The sequence below is a fragment of the Marihabitans asiaticum genome, from assembly GCF_007828725.1.
Classification (GTDB): Bacteria; Actinomycetota; Actinomycetes; order Actinomycetales; family Dermatophilaceae; genus Marihabitans; species Marihabitans asiaticum.
This window is the reverse complement of sequence record NZ_VIUW01000006.1, coordinates 14,085-32,422: the sequence shown is the minus strand read 5'-3', so window position 1 is coordinate 32,422 and position 18,338 is coordinate 14,085. Positions and strand designations below refer to the sequence as shown.

Below are 18,338 nucleotides of genomic sequence, written 5' to 3'. Positions count from 1 at the left end.
CGGGCTGCCGATGTGTCCACCGCAGGACGGCTCGCGGCGCTGGGGTGGGCAGGAACCGCGGCGAACATTCCGGCGATGCTCGCTACCGCCGCGGGCCTGCGCTCCGCAGTGCTGTGGTCGCTTGTCGGCACGCTCGCGGCCTGGTCTGCCGCGCTGGTCGGCGACCGCCTCGAGCAGCATCACGCCCGTCAACGCGATCGACACCTCGGTGCACCGGACCGGCCCACTCTCCTGCCCCCGGCCGCCGTCGCGGCCGGGGCTTTCGTCGGTCTGTTCGCGTTCTCGATCGGGGCGATGTTCTTGCACGTCGTGTTCGGCGGGGACCTCGAGCCGGGGTTCCTCATGGCCGTCACGTCCTGCGTTCTCGTCGGCACGGTGGTGCTGACCTTGGCCCAGCGCGCGCGCATTATGCGCTGTGCGGGTCGCGGGTGGGCGCAGCTGCGCTTCCTCGAGGAGCGGGCGACCCCACGACGCGGCGTTCTGGCGATGATGCTCGGGCTCGTCCTCGTCGGCTTGGCGATGTTGCTCGTGGCGAGGACCGCGACCATCCCGTCTGGAGAGACCGACTTCGCGGCCGCAGCGCTGATGCTTCTGACCGCTCCCGGGTGGCTAGCCGTGTCAGCTGGCTGGATAATGGCGCAGCCGACACCACCCGCAGCGGGATAGGACGAAGGAGAGCCGTGGGCGAGATCGTCAGTCGTGGCGAGTGGGGGACCTTGGGGCTGGGTTTCCCCGATGCCCCCAAGCAGATCTACGCGGACGAGGCTGCGCGCATCATCAACGAGGTCACGAGGCTCTACGACGCGATCGCCGCCCTCAGTGGCGCTGACGTCGTGACCGCCACCGCCTTCGCCCGCAGACCGCGATGGAACCCTCGTCTAGACGACATGAACCTGCGGGTGGAGGCCATCGACTACGGGTCGCCGTTCCGGCTTCACCTGCTTGGCAACCGAACTGTCCTCGAGGTCCTGGCCGGGGTTGCGGTTGGGCTGCCGCTGGACCTCCTTGACCTCCCGGTAGAGAACGCCATTGCTGGCGCGAGCGTGCCGCTCATGGTGCGCGCCGCAGAGCGCGCCCGTGAGCACTTTCGACAGCGGGGCGACGAAGACCCGGTGCGCCCCGCAGAGCCGCCCGCGGGCAGGGTCGAGGGGGTCGAGGGTGTCAAGGTCATCGATGTGCTTGAGGAGCGCACGATCACTGAACTGCCAGACGGCACTCGTGTGGATCACCTGCGCTACGGGGCCTACCGCGTTATCCGTGACGGGCTCACGGGACCGGTCGAGGTGTACCCGATCCAGCGACCCGACTAAGACCGGGCCGCCTCAGGACCTGGACGGACCTGGACGGGCTGGACGGTCCTGGCCGCGGCCTCGGTCGCGTCGGGTGCTACGTGGCTGCTCTTCGCGCGCATCCAGGCGGCGTGAAAGGGCCTCGCTGAGTGCGGCGATCGCATCGCGTCGCGGTCCCTGGTCTGCCTGGATCGCCTCAAGATCGGCGGAGATTTCAGCCAAGCTGCGACGAACGGTGGTGATCTCCTCCTCCGCGCGGGTCTGCTCGTCCTCGACGAGGGGATTCCACGGGATCGCCGCGGCGATGACCTCGGTCCAGATGAGGTCCTTAGCGTCGTCGTCGCCCAGGCGGGCGGCGACATCCTCGACATGCTGCTCCCATTGGGGTAGGGGGGTGGAGGCGATGACCGGGGCCACGGCCCGGGCGGCATTGACGCGCGCGTGGATCCATCCTTCGTCGAGGTCCGAGGTGTGGCGGTCTAGATGGCGGTCGATGACGGTGCTGGCCAGTGGGGGCGCAGCATCGGCCACGGCAGTGACGGTGGTCAGAACCTCGGGCTGGTCCTGCCACGCCTCGGCGGCGTCGCCGCCAGGGATGGGCAGGATGCGCGGGTCGGCCCCGAGGTCGACGAGCTTCCAGTAGTCGCGCTCGGCGGCCGCGAGACCGGCCTCGTCGACGTCGGGTGCGACGAGCACACGCCGGTCTGCGTTGGCCGCTGCGGTGAGGTGCTCGGCCTGGGTGGCGCTGAGGGCGGTGCCCAGCGGCGCGACGCCCACGAGGCGCCCATTGCTCGCGGCGGTGATCGCGATGGCGTCGAGGGTGCCTTCGACCCGCACGGGGGTTGCGCCGTCGTCAAGGTGCGTTCGACCTTCGTGCAGGCCGAAGAGGACAGCTCGCTTGTGGAAGACGTCTGTCTCGGGAGTGTTGAGGTACTTCGGGCCGTCGTCGGTGCCGGGGGCGCGGCGACCGACGTACCCGACGAGGTCACCGTGGATGTCGTGCAGCCCGAAGACGAGACGGTCTCGGAACACGTCGTAGAGGGTGCCGTGCTTTGACCACTTCGCCAGACCAGCATCGACGAGCTCGGTGTCGGTCGCCGCGGAGGTCTCGCGGAGGTGGTCGACCAAACCGGTCCATCCGGCCGGGGCGTACCCGATGACGTACCGGTCGAGGTCGGCCTCTCCGGTGCGCCTGCGCAGGTACGCCTCTGCGGTGGACCCCTCGAGGGCTTCCCGATAGTAGTCGGCGCTGGCCGAGGTCAACTCGAGGATGCGGTCTCGGCTGGTCCCGCCCAGGGGGAAGGCCGCGGCCAGGTCCTCCGGGGGCTCCGAGTCCTCGTGGCGAGTCTCGACGTCCGGTGCTTGGGGAGTCTCGTCCCAGACCGGAGTGTACTCCGCAGTCTCGGGGTCGAAGTAGTCCTGCTCGGCAGGCGGGGTGATTGGCGACGAATCAGCATCCAGGACGCTGCGGACGTTTCCGAGGAGACGTGCCCCGAGGCCACCCGCCGAGGCAGCGTCGGCGGCGTCGTCCTCGAGGAAACTCAGCGCGGAGCGCAGCACAGCCTCGGGGCGATGGCCGTCCGTCGCGCCGGCCTCCAGCGCGTCGACGATGTGCGCCCAGGCGCTGCTGGTGGTCACCGCGGACGCGAGGTCGTCCCCGAGGACGTCGGTGATCACCGAGGCCCACGGCGGCGCGGGCCTGGTCGGTGCCGGGAGGGTCGGCAGGATTTCCGTCAGGCGGCTCCACAGGGCAGCGGCCGGGTGGTCATCGGGCAGCGGTCCCCTCTGGAGAGCCTGAGTGAGCAGCTTGGGGATGTCGCGGCCCGCGACGGACTCCCGATCAAGGCGCTGACTCAGCGCGACCCAGTGCGGGTCCTCGACGACCCGGGTGCCGACCAGCACCGCATCCCAGGTCTGGCTGGGGGCGGCGCTGCCAGAGCGTGCCTCGCTGACTCGCGAGTCGAGCCACTCCTGGTGCCTGCGGTGGCGTGCCGAGGGGCGACGTGGCCCGGTGGGGGAGTGGGGGTCCTCGATCCCGAGCGCGGACCTCCAGACGGTCAGATCGGCGACGAGCTCGGGATCGTGCTGGAGCCCGAGCGCCCACGCGGGCAGGTCGGCCCCGTCGCGCACGCGCGTACGGAGGTCGCGGGCGTGCTCGGTGACCTCCTCGCTGAGAGCGGCGAGATATGTCGACCATGCCGGGTCGTCCACCGTGGGAGGGGCAGCGAGCCAGGGCAGTGGGCCGGTCCCCGCGGAGCGGCTGGTATTGGAGTCCAAGCGCCAGTCCAGGACCGCGGCCGGGTCGGCAGCGGAGCCGAGGTCGCGCTGCTTGATCGCTGCGTCGAGCCGGGACAACGCGGCACCGTTGGTCTCGGCGTCGATGCGGCAGAGGTGCCCCAGCAGGGTGTCCCAGGCGGGGCACCCGGTCAGGCCAGGGAGGAGGCGCTCGGCCTCCTCGGTGATCTCGGCGACGCGCTCCTGCCCGATCGCCACGAGCGCGGCAAGGTCGATCGCGTCGGCGTATCGGCCCGCTGTGGCGTGTAGTTGGAGAGCCGGGTCGGCGCTGTCGCGGACTTCGGTGCGCGCGGACCGGGGTGCGTCGTCACGCTGGAGGACCTGCTCAAGCACGTCGACAGCGGTGCGGGGGTTGACGGTGTCCGGGTGGATGTTGGCGTGGTCGTCGCCGTCGCCGCTGACCGGAACGTAGACGTGGTTGGCGTGTCGTCCTCGGCTCATCCCGACGTAAAGCAGCTGCCGTGATTCGCTGCCGTTCAGGGCGCAGTGGGTGGCGTCGACCGTGGTGCCCTGCGCGCCGTGATAGGTCGTGCAGTACCCCAGGTCGACGTGCTCTCGGACGTAGTCGGCGGGGAGGTGCACGCTCCTGCTGGTCCCGTCGTGCACGGCGGTGAGGGAGCCGTCCGAGTGCACTGTCCCAACGGTGAATCGGTCGCCGTTCTTGACCCAGTGCGTCTGGGTGACCAGCAGCCGGCGGTCGTTGCGGCGGGTGATGATCTGGTCTCCGGCGCTGGCGTGGGTCCCGGCGCGGAGGGTGACCGTGGTCTGGTCCTCCGTGTTGTCCCCGAGGCGGTAGGCACGGGCGAGTTCGTTCAGCGCGTCCACGTCGACGTTCGTTGCGGCCAGCATCAGGGCGTCGACCCCGGCGTCCCGGTCGCGCTTCCACGCCTGGAACACCTCCGCCAGGACGCTGTCGGTGTCCGCGCTGACACGGACCCTGCCGTTGTCGAGGTAGTAGCCCAGGGCTTCGGTGCGCCCTTCGCGCAGCGCGAGGGTCGCCTCGGCCTCGGCCGGGTTGGTGAACCGGTGCAGCTCGCTCAGGGACACCGCGCCCACCTCGCTAGCGATGTCGCGCAGGATGCCCCCGGCGCCGACGGCGGCGAGCTGCTGGTCGTCGCCGATGAGTCGGACGCTGCCGCCTCGGGAGGTGACGTAGTCGATCGCGGCGGCCAGGTCGGGGGTGGACGCCATGCCCGCCTCGTCGATGATGACGAGGGTCCGTTCGTTGATCGCACGCATCCACTTCGGGGTGCCTTCGGGGTTGCGTAGGTGCCACACAAGCTTGGACAGGGTGTCGGCGTCAGTACCGATCGAGGTCCCCAGCTCGGTCGAGGCAACGGCGGACGGGGCCAACCCGATGACCGTTCCGCCGGCGTCCTGCCAGGCGCTCGACAGGGCCCGCATGGCCGTGGTCTTGCCCGACCCGGCAGGGGCCAGGCCCAGCTGGACCCGTGCGCCGCTGGTCGCCATCGCCGTGACCATCGCGGCCTGGCCGGTGTTCAGGGCGGTCCCGTTCGCCGCTGCCTCCAGGAGTGCGACGGCCACCTTGGCGTCGTCGATGGTGCGCCCGTCGTAGCGCTGCGCGGCGGCGAGGATCTTCTCCTCGGCGGCCAGGACGCGCTCGGATGAGTAGAGGGTCGAGTGCGCCCGGTGGTACTGGCTCGACCCGTCGGCCCGGCGCAGCTCTGCTGGAACCTCGAGCGTCTCCGGACGCTGCAACGACACGGAACGGTCGGGCCCAAGTGCCCGGCTGACGCAGTCTTCGACGACGTCATCAAGTGCGTCCTTGGACAATCCCAGACCCCGCACGCGCCGTTCGACCTCGGCGCGCACGTGGACCATCTGCCACCGTGCGCGGCTCGCCTCCACGGTCCGCAAGGCCCTCGCCGCGAGGTCGTCGCGCTCTGCGCCGGTGAGGTCTCTCGGTTCAGGGCCGAGGGTGGAACGGACCGTGGCGAGCATCGTCTCCAGCCCGTCCGCGCCGAGAACCTCCTCGGCTTGGGCTGCCCAGTGCTGCCGCTGCTCGGCCAGGCTGCGAGGCTCGTGCTTGGCCTCCCGCGTCTCCAGGGTGGCCTGCTGGGCAAGCGCGATCGCCTCCTTCGGCGTCGGCGGGCGACCGTGGATGTTGCGAAACTCTGCCGTCAACTCGGCTCGCCGAGCGTCGATCTGCACCCGTCGCGAGGACCATGCGGCCATCAGCTCTGGGCTAACGCCGTCGATCTCCCGAACAGCCCGCTTGGCCCCTCGGGTGTGGTCCTCCCGCTCGACGAAGGAGACCCCGAGCCGGTCCTGAACCTCGGCTTCCAAGCGGGTGTTGTACCGCTCCGAGGCTGACACCAACGCCTGGTGGAGCGGCTGCCCGTCGAGGGCCAGCCAGGAGCCGTCGAGGGCCTGGACCTTGTTGGAGATGGCAACGTGGGTGTGCAGATCCGGGTCCCCGGCGCGCGAGTCGCGGTGTGTGAACTGGGCCATGAGCAGGCCCTTGATGTCGACCTGACGGACCCCGGCCTTGCCGCGGCGCGTGTACGAGACGGTCCGCTCGATCCAGTCCATTGCGTCCTCGACGGCCGCCTGGTGTGCCGCCTCGATCTCCTGGGAGATCTCCCTGGGGGCGACGGCCCAGAAGGTGCTGACGCTCTTGACCGGGGAGAAGGTGACGTCGTACCCGGCGACCGGCTGTCGCGGCGGGCGGCTGGATCGGGCGATGTGCGCGGCCAGCTCCCGGTCGTCCAAAGGCTCCCGGTCGTAGGTCGCGCCGAAGGTCTCCCGACCGACGCGGGTGCGGATATCGGCGCGGACCTCGTCGGGAACCGCCGCGTCCCGGGGAAGTCCGTGCTCCTGGTTGTAGGCCCGGTAGGCGCGGGTCACCTGGACGATGAACTCGCTGGGCTTGTCGTCGTACGACGCGAACGCGGCGCCCAGCTTCGAGGCTGCCAGGGACCGCGTAGCGGCCTGCTTTTCGGTCGCTCCGGCACGGATCTCGGCCTCCAGGACCTCGTCCTCGATCACATCGGCGCACGGGTGCCGACCCTCCCCGAACAGGGCCCGCATGTGGTCTTCGGTCACCGTGTCCCCAGACGCGAGACGACCCAGGCTCGAGAGCCCCTGGCCCCGCCAGCGACCCGGCGACTCGCCCTTCGCGGAGTAGTAGTCGGCCAGGCTCTGACCGCCGAGCTCGGTGGAGTCGGACGCAGCGACCTGGCGGGTCAGGTACGTGTACCCGTCACCCGCGCTGAGCTTGTGCAGCGAGGCCGTCACGGCAGCGACGATACCGGATCACCGGAGGTGCAAGAGGTGTGTCCGATCCTTGCCTGTCCAGAGGTCGGTGGACGGATTGGGGTGTCCTTGCGGTGGTGGACCTCTCGGATTGGAGATAACCTCGACTGACACACACAGATTTGAGCGACTTGCACGAATCTGATTAACGGAAAGGGGCTAGTGATGGCCAAGTCGAAGAAGGTCGAGGCACGGGAGCGTGCTCGGGCTGCCAAGGCGCGGGTCGATGCTCGACGCGCTGCCCGCGATGAGCAGATCAGCGAGGCTCAGACGGCGTACTACATCGCCGTCGCCGACCGCGATGTAGCCCTGGAGTCCGTCGCCACGGCGGAACAGGACATGGCCTTGTCGGTCTCCAAGCTCAAGGACACCTTGGGGGTGCGTCCCGAGGAGATCGCCGAGCTGTGCGAGATCACGCAAGCCGAGGTTCGAGCGCTGAGCAAGCGGGGCCGGCAGAGCACGCCGAGCGGCACCGAGACGGCTGCGGAGCCCGCCGGTGAGGCTCCTGCCGAGAGCGACGTCGCATGAGGCCCGCAGAGCAGACCGTGATGGAGACTGAGGACCTGGAACGCGACCTCTTCTCGGCCGTGTCCGCGTTGGAAGACGGACACGAGCAGCTGCTGCGCACCGACCACGAGCTACAGGAGCTTGAGGCCCAGCTGTACTACGCCGGTGTTGACGTCGAGCAGGTCGCTGCGATGACGCAGAGCGGAGAGTGGGCCGATGACGCCGACGTCGCCGACCAAGTGATCGCACGGGCCCTTAGCGACAGCCGTGAGGTTGCGGTGGCGTTAGCCGCCTCGGGCACCACCCGAGAGGAAGTAGCCCAGTACCTCGATGCTGCCGGTGAGCGCCTGGTCGCCGCACGTGAACATCTCGCGGCTGCGGAGGCACGAGCCACGCTCTCCGAGGATGGAGAGTTGATCGCGTCTATGCGTAGAAACGTTGCCAAGGGGCATCACTGGGTGAGCACCGCCCGCAACGCTCTACGCCATGTCGACGTCTCGGTCGCCGCGAGCCAGGCGTACCTCTCGATGCCGGCACCCACGCCGCAGGTCGCCCGTGCGATGGCAACGGGCGCCGGGCTGCACATCGGTGAAGCGCGAACCAGCGCGAGCCACGCTATAGACGCTGTCGGCGAGGTCCGAGACTGGACCGCCGGCTTGGCTCAATCCCTGGACGCCTTGGGGGAGGACTTCGAGACGCTCGGGGACCGTTTGGGGTGGGACGAGGAACAGGCCCCACCCCAAACGGAGCCCGACCCCTCCCTCGCGGCGGTGGACCTCGTCGAGCTCGACGCCGCGTACAAGCAAGCGGCCGCAGCGGGTCGAGATGACGGCACTGCTCGGGACCGTGCGGTGGCCGCAGCGATGGCCTCGACCGCTCAGCGCCGTAAGGCGGGGCCTCCTGACACCCCCACACCGCGTCAGCGCACGGTGGCTGCTCAGCGGTGGGAACAGAACCGCGAGTACGTCGAGTCGCAACGCGAAGACGCGCCGCGGCGGGACTGATGGACCCGGAGCGGCTTCGCTTCCTCGAGGGCGCCCTCGAGGACAGTGACGTGCGCGATCGCTACCACGCGAAGGTGGCCATCACCGAGACCCACTGGTGGTTCACCGGGGCCATCATGCGCTCCGGCCACGGCCGATTCTGGGTCGGGACTGATGTCACCGGCCGTGACGTCGTCGTCCTGGCTCACCGCTTCGGGTACGCCCTGGAGCATGGCGCCGCCGCCCTGTGTGCCGCGCCCGTCCTTCGCCACAGTTGCGACGAGGCACTCTGCCAACGCCCGACCCACCTGGAGCCCGCAGTCGACAACCACGACAACCACCTGGAATGGCTTCTGCGCCGACATCGCGTCGGCTCACCCCTGCGCGACGTGCGCGGCCGGGCTGGACGGGCACGAGCCATCCGGGCAGCCATCCTCGCCGAGAGCGATGTCCCCGCCGCTATGCGGCTGGGGCTGTCCGAGCTCGACCGTCAACAACCTCGTCTGTTTTGACCGAGAGGGACGAATCGTGATCTGCAAACCATGCCAAGAGCCGCACGCGTCCGAGGACTGCATAGACGAGCTCGCGTCGCCCCCCAGGCTCGGGATCCAACGGTGGTGTTACTGCCAGCACGCGCCCCGTCGCACCGACATTCCTGGCGATTGGGGCGGCGTTAGGTCGTCAGATGAAGAGGCCGATGGGGACGCGATTCGTGACGAATCACGTCCGACTTTCACATGAGGTACGCATCCTGTTTGGTCGGCGATGGTCCGGTCGACCGATCGCCGAACAGCGCGGGCCCCGGCCGCACCGGCTCCGAGCACGAGCACTGCGATAGAAGTCGTGCTCATCGAGCCCCTTCCTCCTGCGCCCTTGCGCGCTTGATCGTTCGGTACACGGTTGCTCGGGACACGTTGTAGTCCTCGGCGAGCTGGCCGACCGTCGCCGTACCGGCCTCGTAGTCCTGGAGCAACTTCCTCGTGCGTCGCTCGTTGAGCTTCGGCGGCTTCCCGTTGAGCCGACCCTGCGCCCGCGCGATCGCCAAGCCCTCCATCGTGCGCTGCCGGTTCAGGTCCGCCTCGAACTCCGCGACCATCGCCAGCGCGTTGAAGAGGAACTTCCCGACGGGGTCCTCCGGGTCGTGCAGCGACGGTCCAAGCTGGAGGGCCGCGCCCCTCTCGTAGACCTGGCCGACGAGGTCGCGCGCATCGGGTACCGATCGAGCGAGCCGGTCGAGCTTGGTCACGACGAGCACGTCCCCGGGACGAAGGGCGGCGATCGCCTGCGTGAGGCCGGGACGGTTCTTCATCGACCGACCAGTGCGCTTGTCCGTATAGATCCGCGCCCGGTCCACACCCAGGTCAGCCAGACCCCGCAGCTGCGCCGCAAGGTCCTGCCGCTCCGTCGACACCCGCGCATACCCGATCAGCACGGCCCCTGCCCCTCCCCGGCAGGCGGCCACACCACAGGAAGCGGAGCCGGGGGCCTCGGCCAGGGACCGAACACCACCCGGCTGTGGGAGCACAAGCTCCCACCGGGGAGCCTCGCCTCCTCGAAGGACACTCGCCCGCCGGTGAAGTCCGCCACCAAGAAGGACACCTCCCCGCCGGTGAACTCCGCACCGTCGAAGGACACCAGCCCGCCGGAGAACTCCGCCACCAAGAAGGACACCTCCCCGCCGGTGAACTCCGCACCGTCGAAGGACACTCGCCTGCTGGCGAACTTCGCACCGTCGAAGGACACCTCACTGCCGGTGAACTCCGCCTGGTCGAAGGACACCTCACTGCCGGTGAACTTCGCACCGTCGAAGGACAGTCGCCTGCTGGCGAACTTCGCACCGTCGAAGGACACCTCCCCGCCGGTGAACTCCGCACCGAAGAAGGACACCTCCCCGCCGGTGAACTCCGCACCGAAGAAGGACACCCCCCCGCCGGTGAACTTCACCTTCTCGAAGGACACCAGCCCGCCGGAGAACTCCGCCTGGACGAAGGACACCAGCCTGCTGGTGAACTCCGCCTGGTCGAAGGACACTCGCCCGCCGGTGAACTTCGCCAGGTTGAAGGACACCTCCCCGCCGGTGAACTCCGCCCCGTTGAAGGACACCTCCCCGCCGGTGAACTCCGCCCGGACGAAGGAGTGCCGTCCCGTGAATCTTGCGCCGGTGAAGTCGAGGAAGAAGCCCCCCCACGAGAACGAAGCGCCGGGCTGGAGGTGGCTGGCGATCACGCGGGTGATGGTCTGCCGCACCTCCAGGTCGGGCTGCGACCCGTCCTTCGCGCGAGCGTCGGTGCGCAGGTAGGAACAGAGGACGTCGACGCAGACCTGGGCCTGACCTCGGTTGCCCCGGCCGATCCAGTCGTCCGCGACCGCCGCGAGGGCGTAGACGCCCGCGAGGCGGATAGTCAGGTTGTCGTGGCCGAGCTGTGCCGTGGCTTCCTGGTAGCGCTCGTGCAGGGCCATCTGGCTCTGACGGTCCCCCTCGCGGTCCTCTTCGAGGAGTCGCTGGCGGCGGAAGGCCACCACGAGGGCCACAGCCGCGCCGGCACCAGCAGCGGTGGTAAGCCCGATGCGTATCGCGTCTGTTACCGCTCGGGGAACACGGCCCTTGGGCTCACCGATCCACCCACCCGCGGCCAGCCAGTAAGCCAAGACCGCGGCGGCTGCCGCGATCAGGAGCGCGAGCAAACCGACCAGGCACGACCAGAACAGCAACCCCCGCTTGCCCAACCAAGCCTTCATCTACACGCCCCGTCTCAATTGCACTACGTCAGTGAGAACCTACCTCGGGCTGGTCAAACGAGACGTTCACCGTACGGCCACGCATGGCCGCGGGCCGCGGCCTGCGGGTGTCTCACTTGACGATCGTCAACGCACGCCTGTCGCCCTCTGGGCAAAGAGATCCGCGTGTGGCTCCACGGCCTCCCGTGCCGAGGTTCCCGCCGTGTCGTAGCGTCAGCCTCTGCCCCCGGGCGCGGCGGGTCGGAGCAACGTTCGCCGTACGGCAGGATGGCCGCATGCTTCCCGAGGACACCGCTGATCTGCGCAAGGCCCGGGGAGCGTTCTTCACCCCCGAACCGGTCGCCCGCTACATCACACAGTGGGCGATCCGTTCTTACGGCGACGACGTGATCGAACCATCGTGCGGCGAGGCTGTCTTCCTCCACCAGATCGCGCCAGAGCACACCGGCCGGGTGGTCGGCGTCGAGATCCACAAGAGCTCGGCCGACGAGGCCCGACGCACCCTGCACGATGCCGGAGTCAACGCCGAACTGCACGTGCGTGACTTCTTCCTCCACGAGGAGTTCGGCAAGTACGACGCCGCGGTCGGCAACCCGCCCTACGTGCGCTACCAGGGATGGACCGGTGCGGCCCGCGCCAAGAGCCGCGAGGCCGCGCTGCGCGCCGGCGTGAGCCTGACGAACCTGGCCTCGTCATGGGCCGCTTTCACCGTCCACTCCGCGCTACACCTCCGACCCAAGGGCCGGCTCGCACTTGTCCTACCGGCCGAGCTGCTCACCGTGAACTACGCCGCACCCGTCCGCTCGTTCCTCATGAGTCACTTCGCAGAGGTCTCCCTCGTCCTCTTCGAGGAGCGAGTCTTTCCCGGTGTCGATGTCGACGCAGTGCTCCTGCTCGCGGGCGGTTACGACCCCGAAGGGAAGACCGGCACCGACCACATGAGCCTTGTCCAGGTCCGCGACGCCGCAGGACTCGATGGATTGCCTCTCGCACGCACGTGGTCGCCGCCGACCAGAGGCGCCAAATGGTCCGGCGGAATGCTCTCGCCCTCGGGCCTGACTGCCTTCACCCGTGCCACCTCGCACAAGGGCTTCGGGCTCCTCGAGGACTGGGGCGACACGACGCTGGGCATGGTCACCGGCAATAATAAGTTCTTCGCACTTTCCCCCGCGAAGGTCGCAGAGCTCGGCCTCGCACCCTCCGACGTCATCAAGCTTTCACCCCCCGGCTCACGTCACCTGCGCGGCCTGTCCCTCAGCGCCGACGCACACAAGGCGCTCGGGAACGCCGGGCAGGCAACACACCTCTTCCGGCCTGCTGCGAAGCCGTCCGCTGCGGCACTGCGATACATCGCGTCGGGCGAGGCCCTTGACGTGCACGAGGCCTACAAGTGCCAGGTTCGCACCCCGTGGTGGCGTGTGCCTTACCTCCGGCCCGCTGACCTCTTCCTCACCTACATGAACGCGGACACCCCGCGGTTGTCGACCAACCGTGTTCGAGCCCACCACCTCAACTCGGTGCATGGGGTCTACCTCCGCCAGGAGCACAGCGACCTCGGCCGCCGTTTGCTGCCGATCGCCAGCCTGAACTCCGTCACTCTCCTCTCAGCCGAGACGGTCGGCCGGGCGTACGGGGGCGGCATGCTCAAGATCGAGCCACGCGAGGCAGACTTACTTGCCGTGCCCTCGCCCGCGCTGGTGACCGCGCACGCGGAGGCCTTGACCGCGCTCCGACCCAAGGTCGCCGCGGCTCTGCGCGCCGGCAATCTGCTTCAGGCGGTGGACCTCGTCGACGAGGTCCTGCTTACCGGAGCCCTCCGCCTTGGGAAGAAGCCTCAAGCCGCGATCCGCTCTGATCGCGACGCTCTGGCGAAGCGACGCATGGACCGCGCCCGGGAGGTCTCCCGTGGCTGACGACACCAAGAAGGCTCAAGCCTGGCGGCTCTTCGACCCCATCGTCACCGAGGCCCCCGGTCGACGCACCAATCCCTGGGTAGAGCCCGGAGTGTTCGCCCCTGACTACGAGGTCCTCCAGCAACTTCTGGGGGTGCCCCTTCTACTCGATGCCGCCACCACCTCCGGTGTCCCTGCTCTGGCCCTGGACGTCTGGGTTGCGTACGAACTTCGCCGGGCCGGTCTCGAGCCGGACCGCGTCTGGCCGCGAGAAGAAGCCCCCAGGGTCATCTCCCAGGACGTTCTCGACTTCGTCAACGGCCAGACGAAGCAGACCGCGAACGCTCTCCGCGGGAGGATCGCCAAGGGCGGCAGCCGCAACGGCGGCGCCGCCAGCGGGAACATCCTCGGGAAGAACTACCTCAAGCAAGTCGACGTCATCCTCAGCCACTGGTCGACCGGCCCCGAGGTGCTGATCTCGACCAAGCGCATGGACTCCTCGTTCGGCAACAACGCCGCCAACCGCGTAGAAGAGTCGTACGGAGACGCCAAGAACCTTCGGCTACGCCACCCGCAAGCCGCGTGCGGGTTCGTCTACGGACTTCGCTCGACTTGCTGGGACCAGAGCCTCGACAAGGCGAACTGGCTGGTCGACTTGCTCACCAAGCTTGGTCGCGAGGAGGACGCATACCACGCGGTCGCGCTAGTTGTCCCTGAGTACTCCGGACCGCTGCCAAGCGCCGACGAAGCCGGGGCAGACCCCGACGACGAAGCACCTATCGACCCCTCCGCCCTAGCCGAACCCGAGCCCCTCGTCGAGAACGATGACGGCGACGACGATGCGGTAGTACGACAGCAGCTGGCCACGCTTCCCTCTGTGACCCTCCGAGGTGATCTGGTCCCGCACGAGATCAGCCCTGAACGGTTCTTCGCCGTCATGCTCAGCAAGGTCCTCGACCACACCCCGATCAACTACCACGTCATGGCCAGGCACCTTCGCAACAACCCCGGAGTAGACCTTCTGGCAGAGCAATGACCGACGAGGAGGGGTGCAGCAGTCCCGACAGTTTTGACCCGTCCGGACTTAACCTGCTGTCGCACTAACCCATCGTCACCGCACGCCCATGCCGCGCGTGCCACCGCCACGTGCCGTCTGCGCTGTCAGTTTCCGAAATTGGCTGCACGTCCTCTGCACACCACCTCCGCGCGCCGAATGGGAATCCGTGAATGGCGAAGTCCGCTCCGGCCTTACTCGCCGGTGGTTCCGTCGAGCAGTTCGCGGACAGCATCGGCATGCCCGCCGTGACGAGCCGTCTCGTTGATCAGGTGAAGAAGCACCCAGCGCAAACTAACGTCCCCTTGACCCTCCAGCTGACAGGAGTTGTCCAGCGGAGTCGATCGCACAAGGGTGTCCGTCATCAACCACCGCTCTTGGTACGCGCCAATGGCCGCGTCGATCGTCAACTCCTCGCCGGGCTGGAATTCGGCCTCATCGCGCTCAACTCCCACTCCGAGGAAGCCACCGTCGATCCAGCGCCACTCGACGTGGGTCAGATGGTTGACGATCCCGATCAGACTCAGCAGACGTTCCTCGGGACGCCAATGGGCATTCTGATTGCCCACAGATGCCTTTCGGACGACGGCGCCCCGAAGGAAGCGGAGCCAGTCCAAGAGCAACTCCTTCTCATCGTCGGGGTGATCGACGGGGAAGCTATGGTCGGGCATCCCAACAGAGTAGGTGGGCTGCTGTCCCTCTTGCTCGGCGAACGCGTGTCACTTAACGAACCTGTTGCGGCGACGCTGGCTGATCCGTTGAAAGCCCTGGATGGCCGCAACGATCGTCATTGCGGCCTTCATCGCCCGCCATCTCGTCACGGGCCGGACTCGACCCCCGGTCTCCGAACGAGAGCGTTACCGATCTACGACAGAGCCCTCAACCGCTCCTGCGTGACCCTGTTTTAGGGTGTAGAGCACTGGGTGGCGTGGCGGTGGGAGAGCGACCTGCGCACAGGGCCGGCACTGCGAACCTCCGCCGATGAGGACCCCTACTCTGATGAGTGACACTAACGGCAAAGACACCCTGAGCGCGCTCCATCCACACTGGCGTGAGGCGTTCGCACGCCATGACCTCACGTCGGTGAAGCTCATCCGGGTCTGGTCGGCCGAGACCCGACAGGCCCTCACGCCGCAGCGCCGCTGGGCGTTGCAATGCCGGATGGATGGGGAACGACCCAGCGCGATAGCTCGTGCCTTGGCCGTCAGCAGAGCTGACGTCCACGATGCGATCGAGACCGCTGGCCTCCTGCTCATCGCACCTCACATCGAGGACATCACCGACTGGGCTCACGCACGTGCCAACGGAGCACTCGACCGACTGACCGCCGCCGCGTGGGGCGCAGACCCCGTGGCCGTGACGACCGCCCTCGACGGGCTGCCCACACCGACCCGGCATGGCTACACAGCCTTGCGCCGCGCATCCGATCTCTGGACTGCCGGAGCCACCGTCGACGAGGTAGCTGCTGCCCTCAACCTGACGCGGTCACGGCTAGCGAAGGACATGGCCACAGGCCGTGTCGTCCTCGACGGGCGGCGCCTCGGCCGAGGAGCGGTCCTCACACTCACCGGATGGACCTCCGCCACCCTGACCAGGCATCGACGCACCGGCCGGTTCCCGACCGCTGACGGCTACGACCCCACCGCGTGGTGGTGGCATTCAACCCTCGCCCACTGGCTCGACCAGCAGGAGCACGTCTGCCCAGAGTGCCACCGCATCCTCGTGACCGCTGGCGGCCTTCGAGCTCACACCACCCGGATGCACAACAGTGGCCGCAAGAGCGCTGGCCGCAGGTAGGACAGGCTCCGCAGGAGGGGGCGAACGTACTCATCGGCCGCCTCTTCCGGATAAGGATGGGCGGCGCGTCCCTCCTAGCGGGCGTTCAGATCCTGCGTTGCGGGTGCTGCGGCGGGTCCAGGCGCGGCTTATCGCGTTGCGCGGTGGGAAGTGCTCGGCCGCCAGCCTTGGGCGGCGGCTCTCGCCGCGCCCGCAACGCGGTTCCTGCTCGGGTGGTGGACAGGCTCGCGACGTCGACCGCAGTACGCAGCGTCAAGGCTGGTGCTGATGTCGCGGGGAGGGGGACCCAGCCCCCCTTCGCCGCTGCGGTCAAGATTCGTGGGTCATGTCCTTGCCCTCCGCCCGGTTTGGGTAGTTGGCGAGCCGGGAAGGTGACGACTTCGTTGTCGACGAGGGTGCGAGTCGTGGCCGCGTAGCGATCCGCGACCCGCCGCAGGGCGCTCCCGGTGAGGTCGGAGAGAGCGCGGAGCTCGTGCCCGACGTCGACACGGTCATGTATCTCGTTGGCGGTGGCCCAGCCTGGACCCGAGCGGACGGCCTCTCGGATGCGGTCGTGCAGGTCGTGCGCTGCCTGGAGCTGCTCGAAGTCCTCGCGCCCTCCGGGTTGGGTGCGGGTCTGCGCAGGCCATGCGTCGAGCACGTCACCCCAGGCGCTCTGTGCCGAGCCGAGCACCCTGGCGACCTGCGAGAGGGTCTGGGTGCTTGGCGAGTGCCTCGCGGCATGTGTGAGTGCTGCTGTGGCGGCGTGGATGTACCGCAGGTCTGCCGGGGCCGCCCGCATGACATGGCTGCTGACCTGCGTGGGCTCTAGTGCCCGCTCAGTCGTTGCGCACCATCGGGCGATCGCCCCGGCCAGGGTCGTCGGCGCCGGGGCCATTCCTACGACGGGTCGCTCACCCTGCCGGCCGATGTTTCGACAGGTCCTCTCCAGTGCGTCGTAGCGAATAACAGCCCGCCGAGCCGCAGCTGCGGTGTGAGCGTTGGCCTCGGCGGCGGTGGTGGCTGCTGCGGCCGCCGAGATTCGGCTGACTGCACCGACGGCGCTGGTGACCTGTGTGAGCGCAGCGCGCGCGTGCTCCTCGCTGAAGTCGGGTCGCAGCGAGGCGCTGACCAGGACGTCGGCGGTCACGCCGAGGAGGCGTGCGAGGTGCACCGCCTCCTCACGGGCTGATCCCTGCGGCGCCCTGCTGCGAACCGTCGGAAGGTCTGAGATGCCCCTCAGGACGGGATCGGCGGCTGTGCGGGCCCCGCCGAGGGTGGGGATGGTTGATAGCGCTCGGACAGCGGCCGGGCGAATGACCTCCCAGTCGGACCGGATTCGGCTTTCGAGGTCCTGCGTTCGTGACCCTGCGGTGATGGTCGCGGCGTAGCGGTAGGCGGCGGCCGAGATGTCATCGAGCAGGTCGTCGAGGAAGACGTCAGGCATCGAACTCCTGGGCACGCAGGAGAAGGGAGGCGAGCTCGCTGCGTGCGGTGAGCACATCTGCGGCCGTGGTCTCCCCTGCGGTGACGCCCGCGTCGAGAGCTGCGGCGGCGGCGAGCAGGTGCTCATGGGCGCTGCTGACGGCAAGAGGGGTGTCTGCTTCGATGCGTCCGGTGGCAAGGACCAGGGTGGTCCGGGTGTAGCGGATGTCGTCAGCGAGGAGGCCCTCGCCGACAACCTCGGCGACCTCGAGCTGGGCGATGGCTTCGGCGATGTGGTTGGTCATGGGCCTCAGTGTGTCGGTCGGTCCCGGGGTGTCGCGTGGACTCGTCACATCAGTGGACAACGTCGACCCGGTGACCGCAACTGGGGAAAGCCCAAACTGGTCGCTCCGGTTGCGCTGTCGGTGCTCTGCCCAAGGATGGTCAGACCCACCGAGACAAGGAGGACGCGATGGCAAGGCTGCGGAGTTGCTCGTGCGGGCAGCGGCATCGGCAGAGCACCATCGGTTGCCCGAACGCACGCAAGGGGCGGCAGGCCCCGTCCGTGCGGGTGGTTGGTGCGCTCCTGGGGCTCGGTGCGGTCTTCCTGCTGCTGAGTGGCCTGCCGGACGTGACCTTTTGGTCCGGCAGCGGCTCTGCGGAATCGACCACGGGGACTGTGACTCGGGTCGTCGATGGGGACACGGTGGTGGTGGCGGACAAGAGCGGCCGTGACTTGGGGCGGGTACGGATCCTCGGGATGGATGCCCCCGAGACCAACCCTGCGCAGTGTTGGTCGAAGGAGAGCACCCAGGCCGCCAAGCGTCTCCTCGAGGGCAAGGATGTCACCTTGGTCAGCGACCCGAAGAACGACGACCGCGACGATAACGGTCGCCTGCTGCGCTACGTCGACCTGCCTGGCGGGGACGGGAAGAGTCGTGACGTCACTGCGGTGATGCTGCGCCAGGGCCACGCGTGGAAGACCGCGAAGGCGCGCACGCACACCCGAGAGGCCGACTACCGGGCCCCATCCAAGGCCGCGAAGGCTGCCGGTCGCGGCGTGTGGAGCTGCTGATCGCGATGGGCGAACCGATCACCGTGA

The 18,338-nt window shown here is 68.6% G+C and carries 15 protein-coding genes; 9 read left to right on the top strand and 6 right to left on the bottom strand.

The genetic code is table 11. The features are described from left to right. Window positions 1–12 precede the first annotated feature (12 nt). Window positions 13–666 carry a hypothetical protein gene (locus tag FB557_RS14015; protein ID WP_144858260.1) on the top strand — a complete coding sequence of 218 codons (654 nt, stop codon included), beginning with the start codon at window positions 13–15 and terminating at the stop codon, window positions 664–666. 14 nt (window positions 667–680) lie between these two features. Continuing rightward, complete coding sequence (locus FB557_RS14010) at window positions 681–1,310, top strand: hypothetical protein (protein ID WP_144858259.1); 630 nt, start codon at window positions 681–683, stop codon at window positions 1,308–1,310. Window positions 1,311–1,322: 12 nt separating this feature from the next. Here FB557_RS14010 and mobF read toward each other — a convergent pair whose 3' ends face one another. Further along, a complete protein-coding gene (gene mobF / locus FB557_RS14005) occupies window positions 1,323–6,842 on the bottom strand; it encodes a MobF family relaxase (RefSeq protein ID WP_144858258.1) in 5,520 nt (1,839 codons plus the stop codon). A 183-nt stretch (window positions 6,843–7,025) separates the two neighbouring features. Between mobF and FB557_RS14000 the strand changes: the two genes are divergently transcribed. The 3 genes from FB557_RS14000 to FB557_RS13990 are packed head-to-tail and all read left to right on the top strand — an operon-like array spanning window position 7,026 to window position 8,862. Next, on the top strand, window positions 7,026–7,388 hold the full coding sequence (locus FB557_RS14000) for a hypothetical protein (RefSeq protein ID WP_144858257.1): 363 nt from the start codon (window positions 7,026–7,028) through the stop codon (window positions 7,386–7,388). Next, the gene (locus tag FB557_RS13995; RefSeq protein WP_144858256.1) at window positions 7,385–8,371 is read left to right on the top strand and encodes a hypothetical protein; all 987 of its coding nucleotides are present in this window, start codon (window positions 7,385–7,387) and stop codon (window positions 8,369–8,371) included. Before FB557_RS14000 ends, FB557_RS13995 begins: the two co-directional genes overlap by 4 nt. Next, on the top strand, window positions 8,371–8,862 hold the full coding sequence (locus FB557_RS13990) for a hypothetical protein (protein ID WP_144858255.1): 492 nt from the start codon (window positions 8,371–8,373) through the stop codon (window positions 8,860–8,862). Before FB557_RS13995 ends, FB557_RS13990 begins: the two co-directional genes overlap by 1 nt. A gap of 335 nt (window positions 8,863–9,197) precedes the next feature. Here FB557_RS13990 and FB557_RS13985 read toward each other — a convergent pair whose 3' ends face one another. Together FB557_RS13985 and FB557_RS13980 are read right to left on the bottom strand one after the other, a co-directional pair. Next, window positions 9,198–9,782 carry a recombinase family protein gene (locus tag FB557_RS13985; protein ID WP_144858254.1) on the bottom strand — a complete coding sequence of 195 codons (585 nt, stop codon included), beginning with the start codon at window positions 9,780–9,782 and terminating at the stop codon, window positions 9,198–9,200. Then, complete coding sequence (locus FB557_RS13980) at window positions 9,776–11,089, bottom strand: pentapeptide repeat-containing protein (protein WP_144858253.1); 1,314 nt, start codon at window positions 11,087–11,089, stop codon at window positions 9,776–9,778. Before FB557_RS13980 ends, FB557_RS13985 begins: the two co-directional genes overlap by 7 nt. Window positions 11,090–11,364: 275 nt before the next feature. Here FB557_RS13980 and FB557_RS13975 point away from each other — a divergent pair, with 275 nt between their 5' ends. Continuing rightward, window positions 11,365–13,002: an N-6 DNA methylase gene (locus FB557_RS13975; RefSeq protein ID WP_144858252.1), complete on the top strand. Its 1,638-nt coding sequence runs from the start codon at window positions 11,365–11,367 to the stop codon at window positions 13,000–13,002. Continuing rightward, a complete protein-coding gene (locus tag FB557_RS13970) occupies window positions 12,995–14,017 on the top strand; it encodes a hypothetical protein (protein ID WP_144858251.1) in 1,023 nt (340 codons plus the stop codon). The genes FB557_RS13975 and FB557_RS13970 overlap by 8 nt, the downstream gene beginning before the upstream one ends. Before the next feature lie 212 nt (window positions 14,018–14,229). Here the strand turns inward: FB557_RS13970 and FB557_RS13965 are convergent, their stop codons facing one another. Then, a complete protein-coding gene (locus FB557_RS13965) occupies window positions 14,230–14,706 on the bottom strand; it encodes a mycothiol transferase (RefSeq protein ID WP_144858250.1) in 477 nt (158 codons plus the stop codon). 832 nt (window positions 14,707–15,538) lie between these two features. Here FB557_RS13965 and FB557_RS14390 point away from each other — a divergent pair. Beyond that, window positions 15,539–15,832 (top strand): C2H2-type zinc finger protein, encoded by a 294-nt coding sequence (locus FB557_RS14390; protein ID WP_144858249.1) that lies wholly within the window; start codon window positions 15,539–15,541, stop codon window positions 15,830–15,832. Between the two features lie 85 nt (window positions 15,833–15,917). Here FB557_RS14390 and FB557_RS13955 read toward each other — a convergent pair whose 3' ends face one another. Next, window positions 15,918–17,258: a hypothetical protein gene (locus FB557_RS13955; protein ID WP_144858248.1), complete on the bottom strand. Its 1,341-nt coding sequence runs from the start codon at window positions 17,256–17,258 to the stop codon at window positions 15,918–15,920. Then, entirely contained in the window at window positions 17,251–17,541 is a 291-nt protein-coding gene (locus FB557_RS13950) for a hypothetical protein (RefSeq protein WP_144858247.1), read from the bottom strand. The genes FB557_RS13955 and FB557_RS13950 overlap by 8 nt, the downstream gene beginning before the upstream one ends. Before the next feature lie 407 nt (window positions 17,542–17,948). Between FB557_RS13950 and FB557_RS14245 the strand changes: the two genes are divergently transcribed. Further along, the gene (locus FB557_RS14245; protein WP_170236307.1) at window positions 17,949–18,311 is read left to right on the top strand and encodes a thermonuclease family protein; all 363 of its coding nucleotides are present in this window, start codon (window positions 17,949–17,951) and stop codon (window positions 18,309–18,311) included. Window positions 18,312–18,338: the final 27 nt, after the last annotated feature.

What these genes read in the sequence shown, in the direction of transcription:
- FB557_RS13995 (WP_144858256.1), top strand. Translation starts at nt 7,385, where the DNA reads ATGAGGCCCGCAGAGCAGACCGTGATGGAGACTGAGGACCTGGAACGC.
- FB557_RS13980 (WP_144858253.1), bottom strand. Translation starts at nt 11,089, where the DNA reads ATGAAGGCTTGGTTGGGCAAGCGGGGGTTGCTGTTCTGGTCGTGCCTG.
- FB557_RS13965 (WP_144858250.1), bottom strand. Translation starts at nt 14,706, where the DNA reads ATGCCCGACCATAGCTTCCCCGTCGATCACCCCGACGATGAGAAGGAG.
- FB557_RS13990 (WP_144858255.1), top strand. Translation starts at nt 8,371, where the DNA reads ATGGACCCGGAGCGGCTTCGCTTCCTCGAGGGCGCCCTCGAGGACAGT.
- FB557_RS13975 (WP_144858252.1), top strand. Translation starts at nt 11,365, where the DNA reads ATGCTTCCCGAGGACACCGCTGATCTGCGCAAGGCCCGGGGAGCGTTC.
- FB557_RS13950 (WP_144858247.1), bottom strand. Translation starts at nt 17,541, where the DNA reads ATGACCAACCACATCGCCGAAGCCATCGCCCAGCTCGAGGTCGCCGAG.
- FB557_RS14000 (WP_144858257.1), top strand. Translation starts at nt 7,026, where the DNA reads ATGGCCAAGTCGAAGAAGGTCGAGGCACGGGAGCGTGCTCGGGCTGCC.
- FB557_RS14390 (WP_144858249.1), top strand. Translation starts at nt 15,539, where the DNA reads ATGGCCACAGGCCGTGTCGTCCTCGACGGGCGGCGCCTCGGCCGAGGA.
- FB557_RS13955 (WP_144858248.1), bottom strand. Translation starts at nt 17,258, where the DNA reads ATGCCTGACGTCTTCCTCGACGACCTGCTCGATGACATCTCGGCCGCC.